Annotated in this window: 16 protein-coding genes; 6 read left to right on the forward strand and 10 right to left on the reverse strand. The window is 58.5% G+C overall.

The features are described 5' to 3' along the window. Nucleotides 1-222 precede the first annotated feature (222 nt). The 6 genes from J122_RS04565 to J122_RS04590 all read right to left on the reverse strand — a co-directional run bounded on the left by J122_RS04565 (nt 223) and on the right by J122_RS04590 (nt 5,648). Complete coding sequence (locus J122_RS04565) at nt 223-1,425, reverse strand: YbfB/YjiJ family MFS transporter (protein ID WP_061331373.1); 1,203 nt, start codon at nt 1,423-1,425, stop codon at nt 223-225. 126 nt (nt 1,426-1,551) lie between these two features. Continuing rightward, nucleotides 1,552-2,214, reverse strand: a complete 663-nt coding sequence (locus J122_RS04570) for an SCO family protein (protein ID WP_058091859.1) — start codon at nt 2,212-2,214, stop codon at nt 1,552-1,554. A gap of 34 nt (nt 2,215-2,248) precedes the next feature. Further along, nucleotides 2,249-3,169: a heme o synthase gene (cyoE, locus tag J122_RS04575; RefSeq protein WP_058091858.1), complete on the reverse strand. Its 921-nt coding sequence runs from the start codon at nt 3,167-3,169 to the stop codon at nt 2,249-2,251. After that, nucleotides 3,166-4,224 carry a COX15/CtaA family protein gene (locus J122_RS04580; RefSeq protein WP_082780514.1) on the reverse strand — a complete coding sequence of 353 codons (1,059 nt, stop codon included), beginning with the start codon at nt 4,222-4,224 and terminating at the stop codon, nt 3,166-3,168. The genes cyoE and J122_RS04580 overlap by 4 nt, the downstream gene beginning before the upstream one ends. A 64-nt stretch (nt 4,225-4,288) precedes the next feature. Then, nucleotides 4,289-4,930, reverse strand: coding sequence for a hypothetical protein (locus tag J122_RS04585; protein WP_061331375.1), 642 nt, complete (start codon nt 4,928-4,930; stop codon nt 4,289-4,291). Then, on the reverse strand, nt 4,911-5,648 hold the full coding sequence (locus J122_RS04590; protein ID WP_061331376.1) for an SURF1 family protein: 738 nt from the start codon (nt 5,646-5,648) through the stop codon (nt 4,911-4,913). The genes J122_RS04585 and J122_RS04590 overlap by 20 nt, the downstream gene beginning before the upstream one ends. 96 nt (nt 5,649-5,744) lie before the next feature. On the opposite strand from J122_RS04590, the gene J122_RS04595 reads away from it, so the two are divergent. After that, nucleotides 5,745-5,954, forward strand: coding sequence for a twin transmembrane helix small protein (locus J122_RS04595; protein ID WP_061331377.1), 210 nt, complete (start codon nt 5,745-5,747; stop codon nt 5,952-5,954). Nucleotides 5,955-5,969: 15 nt separating this feature from the next. On the opposite strand, the gene J122_RS04600 is transcribed toward J122_RS04595, so the two are convergent. From J122_RS04600 to coxB, 4 genes are read right to left on the reverse strand one after another with little or no spacing between them, the layout of a single operon-like run. After that, nucleotides 5,970-6,857: a cytochrome c oxidase subunit 3 gene (locus tag J122_RS04600; RefSeq protein WP_058091853.1), complete on the reverse strand. Its 888-nt coding sequence runs from the start codon at nt 6,855-6,857 to the stop codon at nt 5,970-5,972. A 16-nt stretch (nt 6,858-6,873) separates the two neighbouring features. After that, on the reverse strand, nt 6,874-7,476 hold the full coding sequence (locus J122_RS04605) for a cytochrome c oxidase assembly protein (RefSeq protein WP_061331378.1): 603 nt from the start codon (nt 7,474-7,476) through the stop codon (nt 6,874-6,876). 15 nt (nt 7,477-7,491) lie between these two features. Then, nucleotides 7,492-9,075, reverse strand: coding sequence for a cytochrome c oxidase subunit I (gene ctaD, locus J122_RS04610; RefSeq protein ID WP_058091851.1), 1,584 nt, complete (start codon nt 9,073-9,075; stop codon nt 7,492-7,494). Between the two features lie 57 nt (nt 9,076-9,132). Next, the gene (gene coxB, locus J122_RS04615; protein WP_061331379.1) at nt 9,133-10,257 is read right to left on the reverse strand and encodes a cytochrome c oxidase subunit II; all 1,125 of its coding nucleotides are present in this window, start codon (nt 10,255-10,257) and stop codon (nt 9,133-9,135) included. 217 nt (nt 10,258-10,474) lie between these two features. Between coxB and J122_RS04620 the strand changes: the two genes are divergently transcribed. The 5 genes from J122_RS04620 (at nt 10,475) to J122_RS04640 (ending at nt 15,000) form a co-directional block, all read left to right on the forward strand. Then, nucleotides 10,475-11,791 (forward strand): MATE family efflux transporter, encoded by a 1,317-nt coding sequence (locus tag J122_RS04620; protein ID WP_156471720.1) that lies wholly within the window; start codon nt 10,475-10,477, stop codon nt 11,789-11,791. Between the two features lie 191 nt (nt 11,792-11,982). Beyond that, nucleotides 11,983-12,624, forward strand: a complete 642-nt coding sequence (locus tag J122_RS04625; protein WP_061331381.1) for a hypothetical protein — start codon at nt 11,983-11,985, stop codon at nt 12,622-12,624. 96 nt (nt 12,625-12,720) lie between these two features. Continuing rightward, nucleotides 12,721-13,107, forward strand: coding sequence for a DoxX family protein (locus J122_RS04630; protein WP_061331382.1), 387 nt, complete (start codon nt 12,721-12,723; stop codon nt 13,105-13,107). A 225-nt stretch (nt 13,108-13,332) separates the two neighbouring features. After that, on the forward strand, nt 13,333-13,563 hold the full coding sequence (locus tag J122_RS04635) for a DUF1653 domain-containing protein (protein WP_061331383.1): 231 nt from the start codon (nt 13,333-13,335) through the stop codon (nt 13,561-13,563). Between the two features lie 114 nt (nt 13,564-13,677). Next, nucleotides 13,678-15,000 carry a Na+/H+ antiporter family protein gene (locus tag J122_RS04640; RefSeq protein ID WP_061331384.1) on the forward strand — a complete coding sequence of 441 codons (1,323 nt, stop codon included), beginning with the start codon at nt 13,678-13,680 and terminating at the stop codon, nt 14,998-15,000. Nucleotides 15,001-15,377 lie beyond the last annotated feature (377 nt).

Consider the following 15,377-nt stretch of genomic DNA (forward strand, 5'->3'; position numbering starts at 1 on the left):
GCGGTGAAACACCAACCCTTCAACCCGCACTCAGAGTATCCGTCAAACACACCCAGCAATTTTTTCTTCAGCGGAACCGCCGTGGTCAGCTAGAGCGGGGTGGTGGGGTATTTTTTTCCGCCGGAAATGAATGTCTGAGCGCAGCGAGTTTCATTTCCAAGGCAAAAATACCCCACCACCCCGATCAATCCCCCACAACCCACAGTCTGGGTCCACACCACATCAAGACCGCGAACGCCACAAGTCAGCCCGGGGCACAAAGAACGCAAACAAAAGCCCAAACGCCAGCGCCGCCACCCCAATACCGAAGGCAGACCCCAGGGTACCGCCCGCATCCAGCCATTGTTTGGTGAGCCACGGCCCAACCATCTGGGTGAAACCGTAAAGCGCCACCATCGCCGCCGACAACCGGGGCCCCTGATGAGGATGCAACGCCCGCCCGATACGCTGGGTCAGCAGCACCGTACCCAGGAACGTGCTGCCCACCAGCGCTGCACAAAGCACCAACCCCACGGGCCCCGGCCAGACTACTGCCGCCAGCACCCCTGCCAGCTGGATCAGAAAATTCAGCCTCAATGCCGGCAGATCCCCCATCAGGGCTCCCAACTTGTTCCAGAGCCAGGGTGCAGGAATGGTAAACAGGGCTACGATCACCCAGGTGCCGTTCAGTAGCCCGTGGCCCTGGGGCAAGGTCATCTTGGCCAGGAGCGGCAGGAAGGTCATGGGCAGGATGTACCCCAGTCCAGCCCCGGCATAGGACAGGAACAACGGAATACTCGCGCGATCCAGTAACGGGGTGTTGCTGACCACCTGCCCGGAATCGTCGTGCTGGCGCACAGGTACCTCCAGCCTGCGCAGCTGCATGGCGCCCCACCAGGCTATTGGTATCGACAACAGCGCCGCAGGCCACCAGCGCTCGGCGCCTTCAAGCAGGGTCGCAGAACCGGTGACCAGTCCGCTGGACACCAGCAGGCCGATGCCCACACCGATATAGACCAGGCCGCTGAGCGAGGCCCTGTTGCGCAACACCAGCCACTCCAGTATCAACGCGGGTGCCTGCACGAACACCACGCCGTTGGCCACGCCGTTCAGCCAGCGGCTTGCGGATATGACTGTGAGGTTGTCGGTCTGGGTTATGACCAGTGTGGTGACCACATGGATCGCCAGGAACAGCGGCAGCATGACACGGATCTGGTCAATCCGATGCCAGCGAATGGCCAGCATGGCGCCCATCAGGTACCCAAGATAGTTCCAGGTGGCGACGGCAGCGCCATCTGCTGCGCTGAATTGGCCGTCGGCCACCAGATAGGGCAACAGCGGGGTGTAAATAAACCGGCCGAGGCCATGCACCACCAGTAGCACCAGGGCGCCGGCGGTCAGGACGGTAAACAGCTGTCTTGGGTCAGCAGAGTGCGAGTTGGTCATAGCGCAGCCCGGAGGTCGTGTCGATCAATGAAACGGCCGAGCAGTGTAGGTCACTACCGATTAATTGTCAGTGTGACTTTGGCAGGATAAGGCCCAACCAGCAGGCCCGCAGGGCGGGCCACCAGTTCAGGAGCCGGGGTTGCGGGCCTTGGCCCACTGGGTGATGCGCTGGTAGGCCTGGGCCAGCTCCTGGGGCTTGTGGGGCGGCTGGATCAAAGCCTGAAGCTGGCCCTCGGGGTTAAGCAAGGCAAAGTGGCCACTGTGGTCCACCAGCAATTGCCCGTCCACCTCACGATGAACAAACACCGCACTGACACTCTTCGCCAGTTCACGCAGGGTCTCCAGGTCGCCGGTCAGGCCATGGAAGTTTTCACCGAAAAAGCCGGTGTAGGCTTTCAGCTGTTCCGGCGTGTCGTGTTCCGGGTCTGCCGTGACCAACAGGTAGTCCGGTTTGGGCACATCCGCAGACAACAGCTTATCGGTCTGGCGCAGGTTGGCCATGGCCGCCGGGCAGATATCCGGGCAGTTGGTGTAGCCCACAAACACGAACGTCCACTGGCCCTTCAGGTCATCGCGGGTGACGGTTTCACCCTGTTCGTTGGTAAGGGTGAACTCCGCCAGGGGTCTTGGCTGCTCGTACACATAAGTGTTGTACTGGCTCAGGTCGGGCGCCGCCACTGGCGATTCACCGGCTCCTTTCAGGAACACCTGCCGGCCAACTGTCAGGCCGAATACCAACATGACCACCAGGAACAAGACAAACAACGTGATGCGTAACGATCGCCCCATTGGGCCTCCACTTTATAAACCCGGAAACTGTCAATCAAAAATAGACAAAATGATCCACCAGCAGCACCACAAATAGCGCCATCAGGTAAGTGATGGAGTATTTGAAAGTGTTCAACGCCACCCGCCGGTCATCGCCCTTCAACAATCGGATGGCGTATTGCAGGAACCTCAAGCCTAGTGCCAGTGCACCGATCAGGTAAATACCACCTGACATCCCTGTGACAAAAGGTAGCAGGCTGACCGCCAGCAACATCAGGGTATACAGCAGAATGTGCAGCTCGGTGTACTTGTTGCCATGGGTCACTGGCAGCATGGGAATACCGGCCTTGGCGTATTCCTCTTTACGGTGAATGGCCAGGGCCCAGAAGTGCGGCGGTGTCCAGGCGAAGATGATCAGTACCAGCAGCAGGGCGTGCCCCTCCACCTGACCGGTAACGGCAGTCCAGCCCAGCAAGGGAGGCATAGCCCCCGCCAGGCCACCAATGGTGATGTTCTGTGGCGTGGCCCGCTTCAGGAACAGGGTGTAAACCCCAGCATAACCCACCAGTGAAGCCAGGGTGAGCCAGGCCGTCAGTTCATTCACCTGCCAGACCAGCACAATCATGCCCACGGCTGCCAGTACGGTGGCAAACAACAGGGCATCAATCGCAGCAATCCGTCCGGTGGCCACCGGGCGCTTGCGGGTGCGGGCCATCACAGTGTCGATCTTCTGGTCGACGACGTGGTTCACAACGGCGGCGGCCCCTGCCAGCAGGGCAATACCCAGGTTGCCATACAGCAGCACACCCCAGCCGGGCACGCCAGGCGCCGCCAGCAGCATGCCAATAACCGAGGTGAGGATCATCAGCGCAACCACCCGGGGCTTGGTCAGCTCCAGGTAATCCCGCCAGGAAATGGATTTGCTCAGGGAACTCGCATGCTCCTCGGCCGGCAGCGCTTTGACTTGCTCGCTCATGCCGTTACCTCCCGGTTTATGGTTGTTGTATGGGTTGCGGGGGATGTTTCAGGTTGTGGCAGCTGCCGGTGCTGCCAGATCAGGTGCACTATCGCCAGTAACAGGCCGGCGCCCATAGCATTATGGGCGACGGCGATAGCCAGCGGTATGTGCAACCAGACATTGGCCAACCCCAGGCCAATTTGCACCAAAAGCGCCGCCGCAACCAGCAGAATACTGCTGTCCAGCCCGCTGTCACTCCGATGGCGCCATAGCAGCGCCAGCAAAATCAGGAAATAACCCAACACAATGACGGCACCCAGTCGGTGGGTTACATGAATGGCTACTCGGCCATCCGCCGTCAACTGCCCCCCCAGATAGTTCGGGCCAACCTGCTGGGTAATGTCAAAGCCATGCTGGAAATCCATACCTTCCGGCCACCATTGCCCCTGGCAGGTAGGCAGGTCCGTGCAAGCCACGGCGGCATAGTTGGCTGCGGTCCAGGCACCCAGCGTAATTTGCATGATCACCAGCATAAGACCACCGTACAACCAGGGGCGCAGGCGGGCGAGGGCCGGCGATGCTGTGCTTGAAGGGGCAGAGCCCCGGGATCGTTTGCGCAAACGTAGCGTTAGCAATAGCAGCAGAGTAAGCGTGGTGAACCCACCCAGCAGATGCAGGGCGACCACCTGTGGCCAGAGTTTGAGGGTCACTGTCCAGGCGCCAAATGCACCCTGCAAGATGATAAAAGCGGCGATGAACAGGGGCAGCTTGACCGGCACGCCTGCCCGGCGGTTGCGTACCGCGGCGGCGGCCAGGCCAAACACCACCAGGCCCAGTATGCCTGCGGCGTAACGGTGGATCATTTCCGGCCAGCCCTTGGACACATCCACCGGCGTCTCGGGGAAACGGGCATTGGCGATGGCAATGCGGGTTTCACTCTGGGGCACCGTCAGGAAACCGTAACACCCCGGCCAGTCAGGGCAACCCAGCCCGGCATCCACCAGTCGGGTCCAGGCACCGAGCATAATCACCACCACCGCCAGCAGGCAGGCAGCGGTGGACCAGCGGGCCATTTTCTTAACCGTTTGAGCAGATTGCTCCCGGGAAAACTGTTGCGTCACGTTCCGTTCTCCCTGGTCAGCCAATCTGCGACAACTTCAGCAAATGCTTGAGGTCTTTGAGCATTTGCTTGCCAGTGTGCTCGGTGCCGTAATGCATCATCACGTTACCGAAAGGATCGATCAGCAAGATCCGGGGAGCTGTCTCGGGTGACACGCCAGTGGGCCAGGCCGCTGCCGCGCCGGGTGCCGGGCGCAGTCGCTCCATGGAGCTGTACTCTGCCTGCCAGCGTTGCTCGAGCCCGGCTGGCACAGAGCCCAGCGCTGCTGCCCGGCTGACCCGAGGTGCATTTTTGCCAAGGGCGATGTTTACCTGGCGGGCTAGATACAGAAGCTCCTCACAATCGGTGCCGCAAGTACCTGAGACCACAAGCATAAGCCAGTTAGGGTCGACCTGATCAGCGCCGAAGCGCTCTGCCAGCGGCACCCCGTTTGAGGTTTCCAGGTTCAGTGCCTGCACCGGCACCGGCGGCATCAGGAGTTCGCCTTCGTTGGTATGACCAACCGGATTCAACCAGCCGGTATAAAACATGATGGTGGCCAGAATCATCGGCCCAAAACCCACTGCAAACAGCAGCAGGGCGGTGCGCCTGCCACGACGAACCTGTTCCGGGCTGAGGGGGTCCTGCCCGGTCACGGAATCAGCCGTTGTCGTTGTCATTATCGGCTCCTGTCTTTCGGATTCTTTCATTTTTTTTATAACTCGCCACTAACGTCAATATAGTCAGTGCTGCAGCAAGCGCAAACCATTGCACAGCATATCCGTAGTGGGTCTGTGGGCCCATTACATCCGGTGCATGATCGGCGCGGTAAGCACCGGGCTGCTCGGAGTCTGAGAGCTTGAGGATCATCCCGGCCGGACTAGCCACCGTGTCTTCAACAGTGGCTGCAGGTAATGCCTGTACCCGTCTTGGCCAGCCACTGGCTGGGCCCGCATCCTCAGCCAGCACGGGGGGCACCGGATAATCATCCAGCCGTCCCTCCAGGGTAAACAGTCCGCCCGGGGTGTCGATTTCCGGCAGTTGATCCCGAGTGCGGGGGCCGCGAACCCAGCCACGATTGACTACCAGTAACGGCCCCTCTACCGGCGTAAACACGGTCAACACCTCGTATCCGGGCACACCATCACGGGTTCGGTTATCCAGCAGCCAGGTGTATTCGGTATACCAGCCGGTCAGAACAACCGGCTGCCCTTTCTCTAATCCGCCTGAGACCAGTTCTGGCCAGTCGGCCTGGCTGGCCTGTTGCTGCCAGGCCGCCAAAAGCAACTGCTTTTCCTCGGCCCGGTTGAGTTGCCAGACTCCCAGGCTCAGGAGCACGGGCAACAGCAGCCCGCTGAACATCAGCAATCGCCAGTCAAACTGCCATCGGCGATTCATCAACCGCACCTACCCATGCTTTGCTATAGTGATATCAGGTTCCCATCGTGCACCGGGGACTCTGTCCATAAAACCATTCAACAACAGGGACACCCCATGCTAAAACTTCTTATCGTCGTACTGCTGTTGGCGGTTATGGTCAGCCTGTTCAGTGGCCTGTTTTTCCTGATCCGCGACGGTGGCAAAACCAGCCGGGTGGTGAACTCCCTGGCGGTTCGGGTGGCGTTGAGCGTATTGCTCATTGCCGTGGTTCTGACCTCCCTGTGGACCGGAGATCTGGTGCTTAACCCGACCCCGGTCCCGTAATGACCAACGTTGTTGTCAAATGACATAGACGAATACAAACAGTCCCAGCCAGACCACATCCACAAAGTGCCAGTACCAGGCTGCCGCCTCAAAACCAAAATGGTTGTCGGCAGTGAAGTGCCCCTTGTTGATTCGTATCAGCATGATCACCAGCATCAAGGTGCCAAGGAATACGTGAGCACCGTGGAAGCCCGTCAGCATAAAGAAGGTACTGCCGTAGATACCGGATTGCAGGGTCAGGTCCAAATCCCGATAGGCGTGCAGGTATTCATAGGACTGCACGAACATGAACACAACCGCCAACGCAATGGTCGCCATCAACCAGAGTTTGATCTTTGCCCGGTCACCCGCCTTCATGGCGTGATGGGCAATGGTAACGGTAAAGGATGAGGTTACCAGCAGGATAGTGTTGATCAGAGGCAAGCCCCAGGGGCCGATGACTTCCGTGGGGCCCGGATAGGCTTGCGGGTCCGGATTGTTCACCAACGGCCAGCTGGCCTGGAACCCCTCCCAGAGCATGTTGGTGCTGCCCTTGTCGCCTTCACCACCCAGCCAAGGCACCACAAACACCCGAACATAGAACAACGCGCCAAAGAAGGCGGCAAAAAACATCACTTCCGAAAAGATAAACCAGCTCATACCCCAGCGGAACGAACGGTCCATCTGGGGGCTATACAGGCCGGCCCGGCTCTCACGGATGACCGCGCCAAACCAACCAAACAGCATGTACGCCATGATCAAGGCGCCTATCATGAACATGATCCAGGAGCCGGTGGTGCTTTCACCCTGTTTGCCATTGACCATGATTGAGGCCACCCCGTAGAGGGTCACCCCCAGCCCGACAGTGGCAACGATGGGCCATTTGCTCTGTTCGGGAACGTAATAGGTCTGGTTATCCGCCATAACTGTCTCCGATGGCTTAGCCGTTATTGTTAGTTGTTGTCTGCGCCCGGTCGGACTTTGAAACTTCCGCCTGCTTGCCCTGATCGTACAGGGTGTATGACAAGGTCAGTTTGGTGATGTGTTCCGGCAAGTCCCGGTCAACGATAAAGATCAGCGGCATTTCCACACTTTCCCCCGCTTCCAGCGGTTGCTGGTTAAAGCAGAAACACTCGGTCTTGTGGAAGAACAGAGTGCCTTCGGAGGGGGCCAGGCTAGGTACCGCCTGGCCAACCATGGGCTGATCGGTCGGGTTCTCGGCATAGTAATTGATGGTTACCGATTCCCCCGGATGCACTTGCACACTTCGAACCACCGGACGGAATTTCCAGGTCATACCTGGGCCGTTGCTGGCCAGGAACTGAACTGTCACGGTCCGGTTTTCATCCACCTGCTGGGTGGCACTGGCTTCATACCGGCCACCGGTTTTGCCGTTGATGCCGGTGATCTCACAGAACACCTCATACAACGGCACCAGCGCGAACCCGAAGGCGAACATGCCCACCACCCCTGACAGGCACCAGCCAATCACCCTCGCATTACTTTTACGCTCTGGCGTTTTCTCACCTGTTTGCTCAGACATGGTGCAGTCTCCCGGTCATTTCACTTCCGGTGGAGTGGAGAAGGTGTGGTAAGGCGCTGGTGACGGCACGGTCCACTCAAGACCTTCAGCACCATCCCAGGGCTTGGCGGGCGCTTTCTTGCCGCCCTTCACACACTTGACCACGATGAACAGGAACAGCAATTGGGTTGCCCCGAACATGAACGCCCCGATACTGGAGATCATGTTGAAGTCGGTGAACTGCAGGGCGTAATCCGGAATCCGGCGCGGCATACCCGCCAGCCCCAGGAAGTGCATGGGGAAGAACGCCAGGTTCATACCGATGAACGACAACCAGAAGTGCGTCTTGGCCAGTGTTTCGTCGTACATGTGGCCGGTCCACTTGGGCAGCCAGAAGTAGGCAGAGGCAAAGATGCCGAAGATGGCACCCGGCACCAGTACGTAGTGGAAGTGCGCCACCACAAAGTAAGTGTCGTGGTACTGGAAGTCCGCCGGCGCGATGGCCAGCATCAGTCCGGAGAACCCGCCAATGGTAAACAGGATGATAAAGGCCACCGAGAACAGCATCGGCGCCTCAAAGCTCAGGGAGCCCCGGAACATGGTGGTCACCCAGTTGAACACCTTCACCCCGGTGGGCACCGCAATCAGCATGGTGGCGTACATGAAGAACAACTGGCCCGCCAAGGGCATGCCCACAGTGAACATATGGTGCGCCCAGACCATGAACGACATGATAGCGATCGCACCCACCGCATACACCATGGAGGCATAACCGAACAGTGGCTTGCGGGAGAACGCAGACACAATGTGCGAGATGGCCCCGAACGCCGGCAGGATCATGATGTACACCTCGGGGTGCCCGAAGAACCAGAACACGTGCTGGAACAGCACCGGATCACCGCCACCGGAAGCATCAAAGAAGCTCGTCCCGAAGTGGATGTCCATCAGCATCATGGTGACCACACCAGCCAGTACCGGCATGACAGCAATCAGCAGGAAGGCAGTAATCAGCCAGGTCCATACGAACAGGGGCATTTTCATCAGGGTCATACCCGGCGCCCGCATGTTCAGAATGGTGGCAATCACGTTGATGGCCCCCATGATCGACGACACACCCATGATGTGCACCGCGAAAATAAAGAAGGTGGTACTCGGCGGCCCGTAGGTCGTCGACAACGGTGCATAGAAGGTCCAGCCAAAGTCCGGAGCACCGCCCTGCATGAACAGGGTAGAGACCAGAATCAGGAAGGCACAGGGCAGCAGCCAGAAGCTCCAGTTGTTCATCCGCGGCAGGGCCATGTCGGGCGCCCCCACCATCAGCGGCAACATCCAGTTGGCCAGGCCGACGAAGGCCGGCATAACCGCACCAAACACCATGATCAGGCCGTGCATGGTGGTCATCTGGTTAAAGAATTCCGGCTCGACAATCTGCAGGCCGGGCTGGAACAGCTCGGCCCGAATAACCATCGCCATGCTGCCACCCAGCAGGAACATGGCGAAACTGAAGATCAGGTACATCGACCCGATGTCTTTATGATTTGTAGTCAACAGCCAGCGGCTAATGCCTTTGGCCGGGCCATGATGATGGTCCTGGGTGTGGGTATCTGCAACCGCACTCATGAAAACCCCCGTTACCGCCGTTTGTTATGGCTGGTGATTGTTGTTATCTGGCGTTGATTACTGTTGGTTCTTGTAATCAAAAATCTCTTTGGGCGTGACCATTTCGCCGGTGTTGTTACCCCAGGCATTCCGCTCGTAGGTAATCACCGCGGCAAGGTCGACCTCGCTCAACTGGTTGCCGAAGGCCTGCATGGCGGTACCGGGCGAGCCTTTCACGACTATTTCGATGTGCGCGTCCATATCTTCCAGCGCCATCTGGCTGCCCTTCAGAGCCGGAAACGCCGGAGGCATACCGGTACCATCAGCCTGGTGGCAGCTGGCACAGGCGGTTGCATAAGCCCGTTCACCACGCTCCATCAACTCGTCGAGAGTCCAGTCTTTCTCGGTCAACTGGCGTTCCATTTCAGCCATTTCTCTCTGCTCCGCCACCCATTCGTTGTATTCCTCCTCAGGCACCGCTTTGACGACCACCGGCATAAAGCCATGGTCCTTGCCACAAAGCTCGGTACACTGGCCACGGTAGGTGCCGGGCACATCCACCCGGGTCCAGGTCTCGTTGATAAACCCGGGAATGGCATCTTTCTTCACACCAAATGCCGGCACCCACCAGGAGTGAATGACATCGTTGGCGGTGAGCAGGAAACGGACTTTCTTGCCGACAGGAATCACCAGCGGGTTATCGACCTCCAGCAGGTAATGTTCACCCTTGGCCTGACGATTGCGGATCTGGTCGCGCGGCGTCGACATGTTCGAGAAAAAACTGAAATCGTCGTCAATGTACTCGTATTGCCAACGCCACTGGTAACCGGTGATCTTGATGTCGACATCCGATTCGGTGGTGTCGTACATCTCGACCAGTGTCGCGGTGGCGGGAATCGCCATGGCCACCAGAATGGCCAGTGGGATAATGGTCCAGAGCACCTCCACCACGGTGTTCTCATGGAAGTTCGCGGGCTTGGCACCCCGGGACTTGCGGTGAGCAAAGATTGACCAGAACATGACCCCGAAAACGATGACGCCAATGGCGACACAGATCCAGAGAATGGTCATATGAAGGCTGAAAATCTGGTTACTGGTGCTGGTCACCCCGGGTGACATGTTCATGGTCCAGTCAGCCATGACAGTGACCGGCAACAACAGACCAGCGGCTAGGGCTACTGCCCGCTTGGCATGCACGCGCATACTGTGTCTCCACAGAGTGTTATTCTTGTCGGATTTTGCGTCATCCCCCTGCGACACACCCCGGCGCTCGCAACACCGGATGGCCTCAGAGTGAAAGCCTGATTATGGATACATCAGGATCGAGTATAGACACAGATCAAGAAAAGGCTAAAAAATCCTTAAATCCAAAACGGATAAACACGGAATTTTGAGAACCATAACTCATAAAAGGCCCATAATGACCAGTACAGACCATCGCCTGTGGGCACTGGCCTGGCCGCTGATGCTGACCAATCTGACCGTGCCGTTGCTCGGCCTGGTGGACACCGCCGTGCTGGGCCACCTGGATAGTCCGGAATACCTTGGTGCTGTGGCGGTCGGTGCCAACCTGTTCAGTATTCTGTATTGGACATTCGGCTTTATGCGCATGGGAACCACGGGGCTGGCGGCCCAGGCCTGGGGCAAACGTGACCCCTTCGCCCAGGTAGCGCTGCTGCTGCGCTCCATCGTGCTGGCGGTCGGCATCGGCCTGATGCTCATTGTATTTCATAAGCCCCTGATCAGCCTGGGCCTGACCCTGATGAACCCCAGCCCGGCGGTGGCCGAGCTGGCCGCCGAATACGCGGCAATCAGGATCTGGAGCGCGCCGGCGGTACTGTGCCAGTACACCCTGGTGGGCTGGCTTATTGGTACCCAGTTCCCCCGGGGGCCTATGGTGATGCTCATCATCGCCAACGGCATCAACATCGTGCTCGATGTGTTTTTTGTGACGGTTCTGGGCTGGAACAGTCGCGGCGTGGCCCTGGCCACGGTCATCGCCGAGTACGGTGCCGCCCTGATCGGTTTTGCCATCGTGTTACGCAGAATGCCCGAAGGCCAGCGGCTGACCCGGGCGCTGATCGGCCAGGTGTCCGATTACCTGGCGATTCTGCAGGTGAATCGCTACATCATGGTCAGGACCATCGCACTGCTGCTGGTGCTGGCGTTTTTCACTGCCCAAGGCGCCCGCCAAGGCGATGTGATCCTGGCCGCCAATGCTGTGCTGATTACCTTTTTGCTGGTGATCTCCAATGCCCTGGACGGGTTCGCCAATGCCGCCGAGGCACTGATTGGCGAAGCCGTTGGCAAGGGCAGCCGGCGGCGCTTTCGCCTGGCTTTCCGAAGCGCCCTGCGCTGGTCTTTATGGGGCTCGCTGATACTGACCATTGCCTTTGTCCTTGGAGGTCGATGGCTGATCAGCCTGCTCACCGGGCTGGAAGAGGTGCGCACCGCGGCCTGGCAGTACCTGCCCTGGCTGTGGCTATTGCCGCTGGCCGCGGTATGGGGTTTCCTGCTGGACGGTGTATTCATCGGCGCCACCCGCACCCGGGAAATGCAGAACACCATGCTGTTTTCGGCCCTTGGCGTGTTCCTGCCGGTCTGGTGGCTGAGCACTGGGTGGGGCAACCATGGGCTCTGGCTGTCGCTCATAGCCCTGATGCTGGCCAGAGCCGCCAGCATGGGCTGGCTCTGCTGGCGTTATACCCGCCAGGACACCTGGTTCAGCCAGAGCTGACCCTGAACCGCGTTCTGGCCGTGAAAGGTTAACTTCTGTCATAATCACAGCAGAGCCCAAAATCTTGGCTACACTGATCAGAAACGGCGGGGGCGTTTGTGATTCAGCATTGGCGCCTTTGCCCGTGTACTCCTCGACCCAGGGGGAACGCCTTGCGACCTCAACTTGTTCATACACTGGCATCTCCTGAAATGACACCAAAGGCTGTTCTCAACATCATTGACCAGGCAAGGCGAAAGGAAGCCCGCTCCGGCGCATTTCTCCGGCAGATGAAGGAGAAAGCCGCCCAACTGCCCACAGCGATCGTGGTGGACGGCTATCAGCCAGCCACGTCGTTGTTCCAGTTTGCCGTCGAATATATCGAAATGGCGCCAAGACTGATCGAGTGTGTTGATGCCTGCGCACGGGAGGCCGGCAAGTCCCAGCTGTTTCAGCCTTTCGTCGACGCCGCTATCCGCTACTTTACCCAGCCGTCCGTGCTGTTGGTGCAATACGACGGTCTGGATGGGCTTCTGATACGAGCCTACCTCTGTCATCGGTTGATGGAAGAGATGCACGACAGTAACCGCTCAATTCGAGCCAGCGAACTGGTGGATCTGGAGGCAACCCGTGCCAACCTGCTGGCCCACGAACTGATTGGCGAGCCATTCGCTAACGAACTCGATGATTCCATTACCGTCACCGTACTGCAGATCGCCGGCACACCGGATTATTACAATCTTGATCTTGACCCCTTCATCGATCAGGTCAACAACCGGGCCTGGGACTGGATGCGGCATTATTGGGAAAATCTGCTGGAACGCAATCACATCCGGTTTTCCCTCGGCTATTAACCGGGGCCCTGGGTTTTACTACAAACAAGTCACTGAATTATCAATCAGAAACACGGTATCCTTCGGCTTTCCACTCACTCATCTGGAGGCCTCCCTGTGCTTGAAAACGCCGATTTGGGAAAACTGATTGTCCGGCTCACCCTGGGCGGACTTTTGCTGTTTCATGGCATCGCGAAACTGTTGAACGGTGTCGGCTTCATCGAAGGACAGCTCGCCGCCCATGGCTTGCCCACCATTTTTGCCTACGGCGTTTACGTGGGTGAAGTCATTGCACCGCTGATGGTGATACTGGGCTACCAGACTCGCATCGGCGCACTGATTATTGTCTTCAATATGATTGTCGCCATCGCCCTGGTCCATGGGCATCAGCTGTTGAGCCTCAGCAGCAACGGAGGCTGGGCACTGGAGCTGCAGGGTTTCTTCCTGTTTATTGCCTTTGCAGTGATTTTCCTGGGGCCCGGCAAGTACAAGCTAAAAAACTGACGCTCAGGAATCGGCGGTGGGGGCCGGTTCAGCACCCGGGCGGCACTGATATATTGCCATTCATTGTTGTCTGTTATTCCCGGCGTTAGAGTCTTGAACTACACTGGAGAACGGCTTTACGGCTACAGATCCAAACCCCAGCGCCTCAGTTAAGTGTGGACGTAACTGGCGCGGGAGTCCGCCGAAATTAAGGGGTAATCCCCGGTTACCACCTGAGAGGAAGGCATGTTTGACAAAAAACACCCCATCACCCCCGGCCGATACCGCCATTACAAAGGCAAGGATTACGAGGTCATTGGCGTAGCCCGGCACAGCGAGACCGAGGAACCCCTGGTGGTGTACCGCTGCCTTTACGGGGACTACAGCCTCTGGGTGAGGCCGCTGGCAATGTTCCGGGAAACCGTGGAACTGGCCGGTGAACAGGTCCCCAGGTTCGCCCGCCTCGACACCGAGTGATCGTTACACAACCGCTTTGACTGCCGCAGTCATTTCCTGCACATTAGCGCACTTTTCGTGCTGCCGGTGCCCAAAAGGCGCCGGTAAATCTTCAATTCCTACCCGGAGTTTGCCATGAATGCCGTTGTTGCCGCGGTACTGATCATGCTCGTGCTGAGCTTGTGCCGCATCCACGTTGTCGTCGCCCTGATCATTGGTGCCATTTCCGGTGGCCTGGTGGCAGGAATGTCTCTGGAAACCACCATCAATGCCTTCAACACCGGCCTGGGTGGCGGTGCCACCGTGGCACTGTCATACGCTACCCTGGGTGCCTTCGCCGTGGCCATCGGCAAGTCCGGCCTGGCCCACGCCCTGGCCGACAAGGCCCTGGCCATCGTCGGGCGTCAGGAGGAGGGCGGCGCTGCTACCGGCATCCGGTTCATGATCATCGGCCTGCTGCTGGCCATTGCCATCTCGTCCCAGAATATCCTGCCAATCCACATCGCCTTCATTCCCCTGGTGGTTCCGCCACTGCTGTACGTGATGGCGAAACTGAACATGGACCGCCGGCTGGTGGCCTGTGTGCTCACCTTTGGCCTGATTACCCCGTACATGTTCCTGCCGGTGGGTTTCGGCGGCATTTACCTGAACGAAATCCTGCTGGCCAATGTTGGCGATAACGGCGTGGATGCCAGCGAGCTGAACGTCATGTCCGCCATGGCCCTGCCAGCCCTGGGTATGTTCATCGGCCTGCTGATTGCCGTGTTCTTCAGCTACCGGGGCGGCCGGGGCTACGACATGAAACTCATCGAACGCACCGAGCGGGTGGATGTGAAGTACAGCCCCAAAACCCTGGTGATGGCGCTGGTGGCCATTGCCGTGGCCTTCGTGGTGCAGCTCTGGCTGGGCTCCATGATCCTGGGCGCCCTGGCGGGCTTCGTGCTGTTCAACATTTCCGGCGTGGTGAAGTGGAAGGAAGCGGATGACCTGTTCACCGAGGGCATGAAGATGCTGGCGATGATCGGCTTCATCATGATTGCCGCCAACGGCTTTGCCGAGGTGATGCGGGAAACCGGCGAGATCGCCAGCCTGGTGGAGGGTTCGGTGGCCGCCATCGGTGATAACAAGGCGCTGGCGGCGTTGCTGATGTTGGTGGTGGGCCTGCTGATTACCATGGGTATTGGTTCGTCATTCTCCACCATTCCCATCATTGCGGCCTTGTATGTGCCGCTGGCCCTGCAACTGGGTTTCAGCCCCCTGGCCATCGTGGCCCTGGTGGGCACCGCCGGTGCCCTGGGTGATGCGGGTTCACCCGCGTCTGATTCCACCCTTGGGCCAACAGCGGGCCTGAATGTGGACGGCCAGCACAACCACATCTGGGATACCGTGGTGCCGACGTTCCTGCACTACAACCTGCCGCTGCTGGCCTTTGGGTGGTTGGCGGCTATGGTGCTTTGATCGATCTTTGGTGATCGTCGCCTTTTTGGTAGCCTGCGGTTTTTAGTGGGTGGTTTGGGGTTGGTGGGGGGTGTCAAAACGGAAAACGTGGTTTTCCTGATTGTTTTGACACCCCCCACCAACCCCAAACGTTGATCTTCACAGGAATCGCTAAAAAACAAGACGATGGGCCCGATTCATCATCGACTCCTGGGACGGCAAACACCCAAGCGGTTCTAAACAAGCCAAATAAAAGGGGTTCGGGAGAGGGTTCCAAAACAATCAGGAAAACCACGTTTTCCGTTTTGGAACCCTCTCCCGAACCCCGACCATTCGCCAATCAAGCAGGCTACCCGCCCATCCCCAAACCAGCAGGCCACAAGGCCAAACTCCAAAAC

This window comes from Marinobacter excellens LAMA 842 (genome assembly GCF_001574445.1).
Classification (GTDB): Bacteria; Pseudomonadota; Gammaproteobacteria; order Pseudomonadales; family Oleiphilaceae; genus Marinobacter; species Marinobacter shengliensis.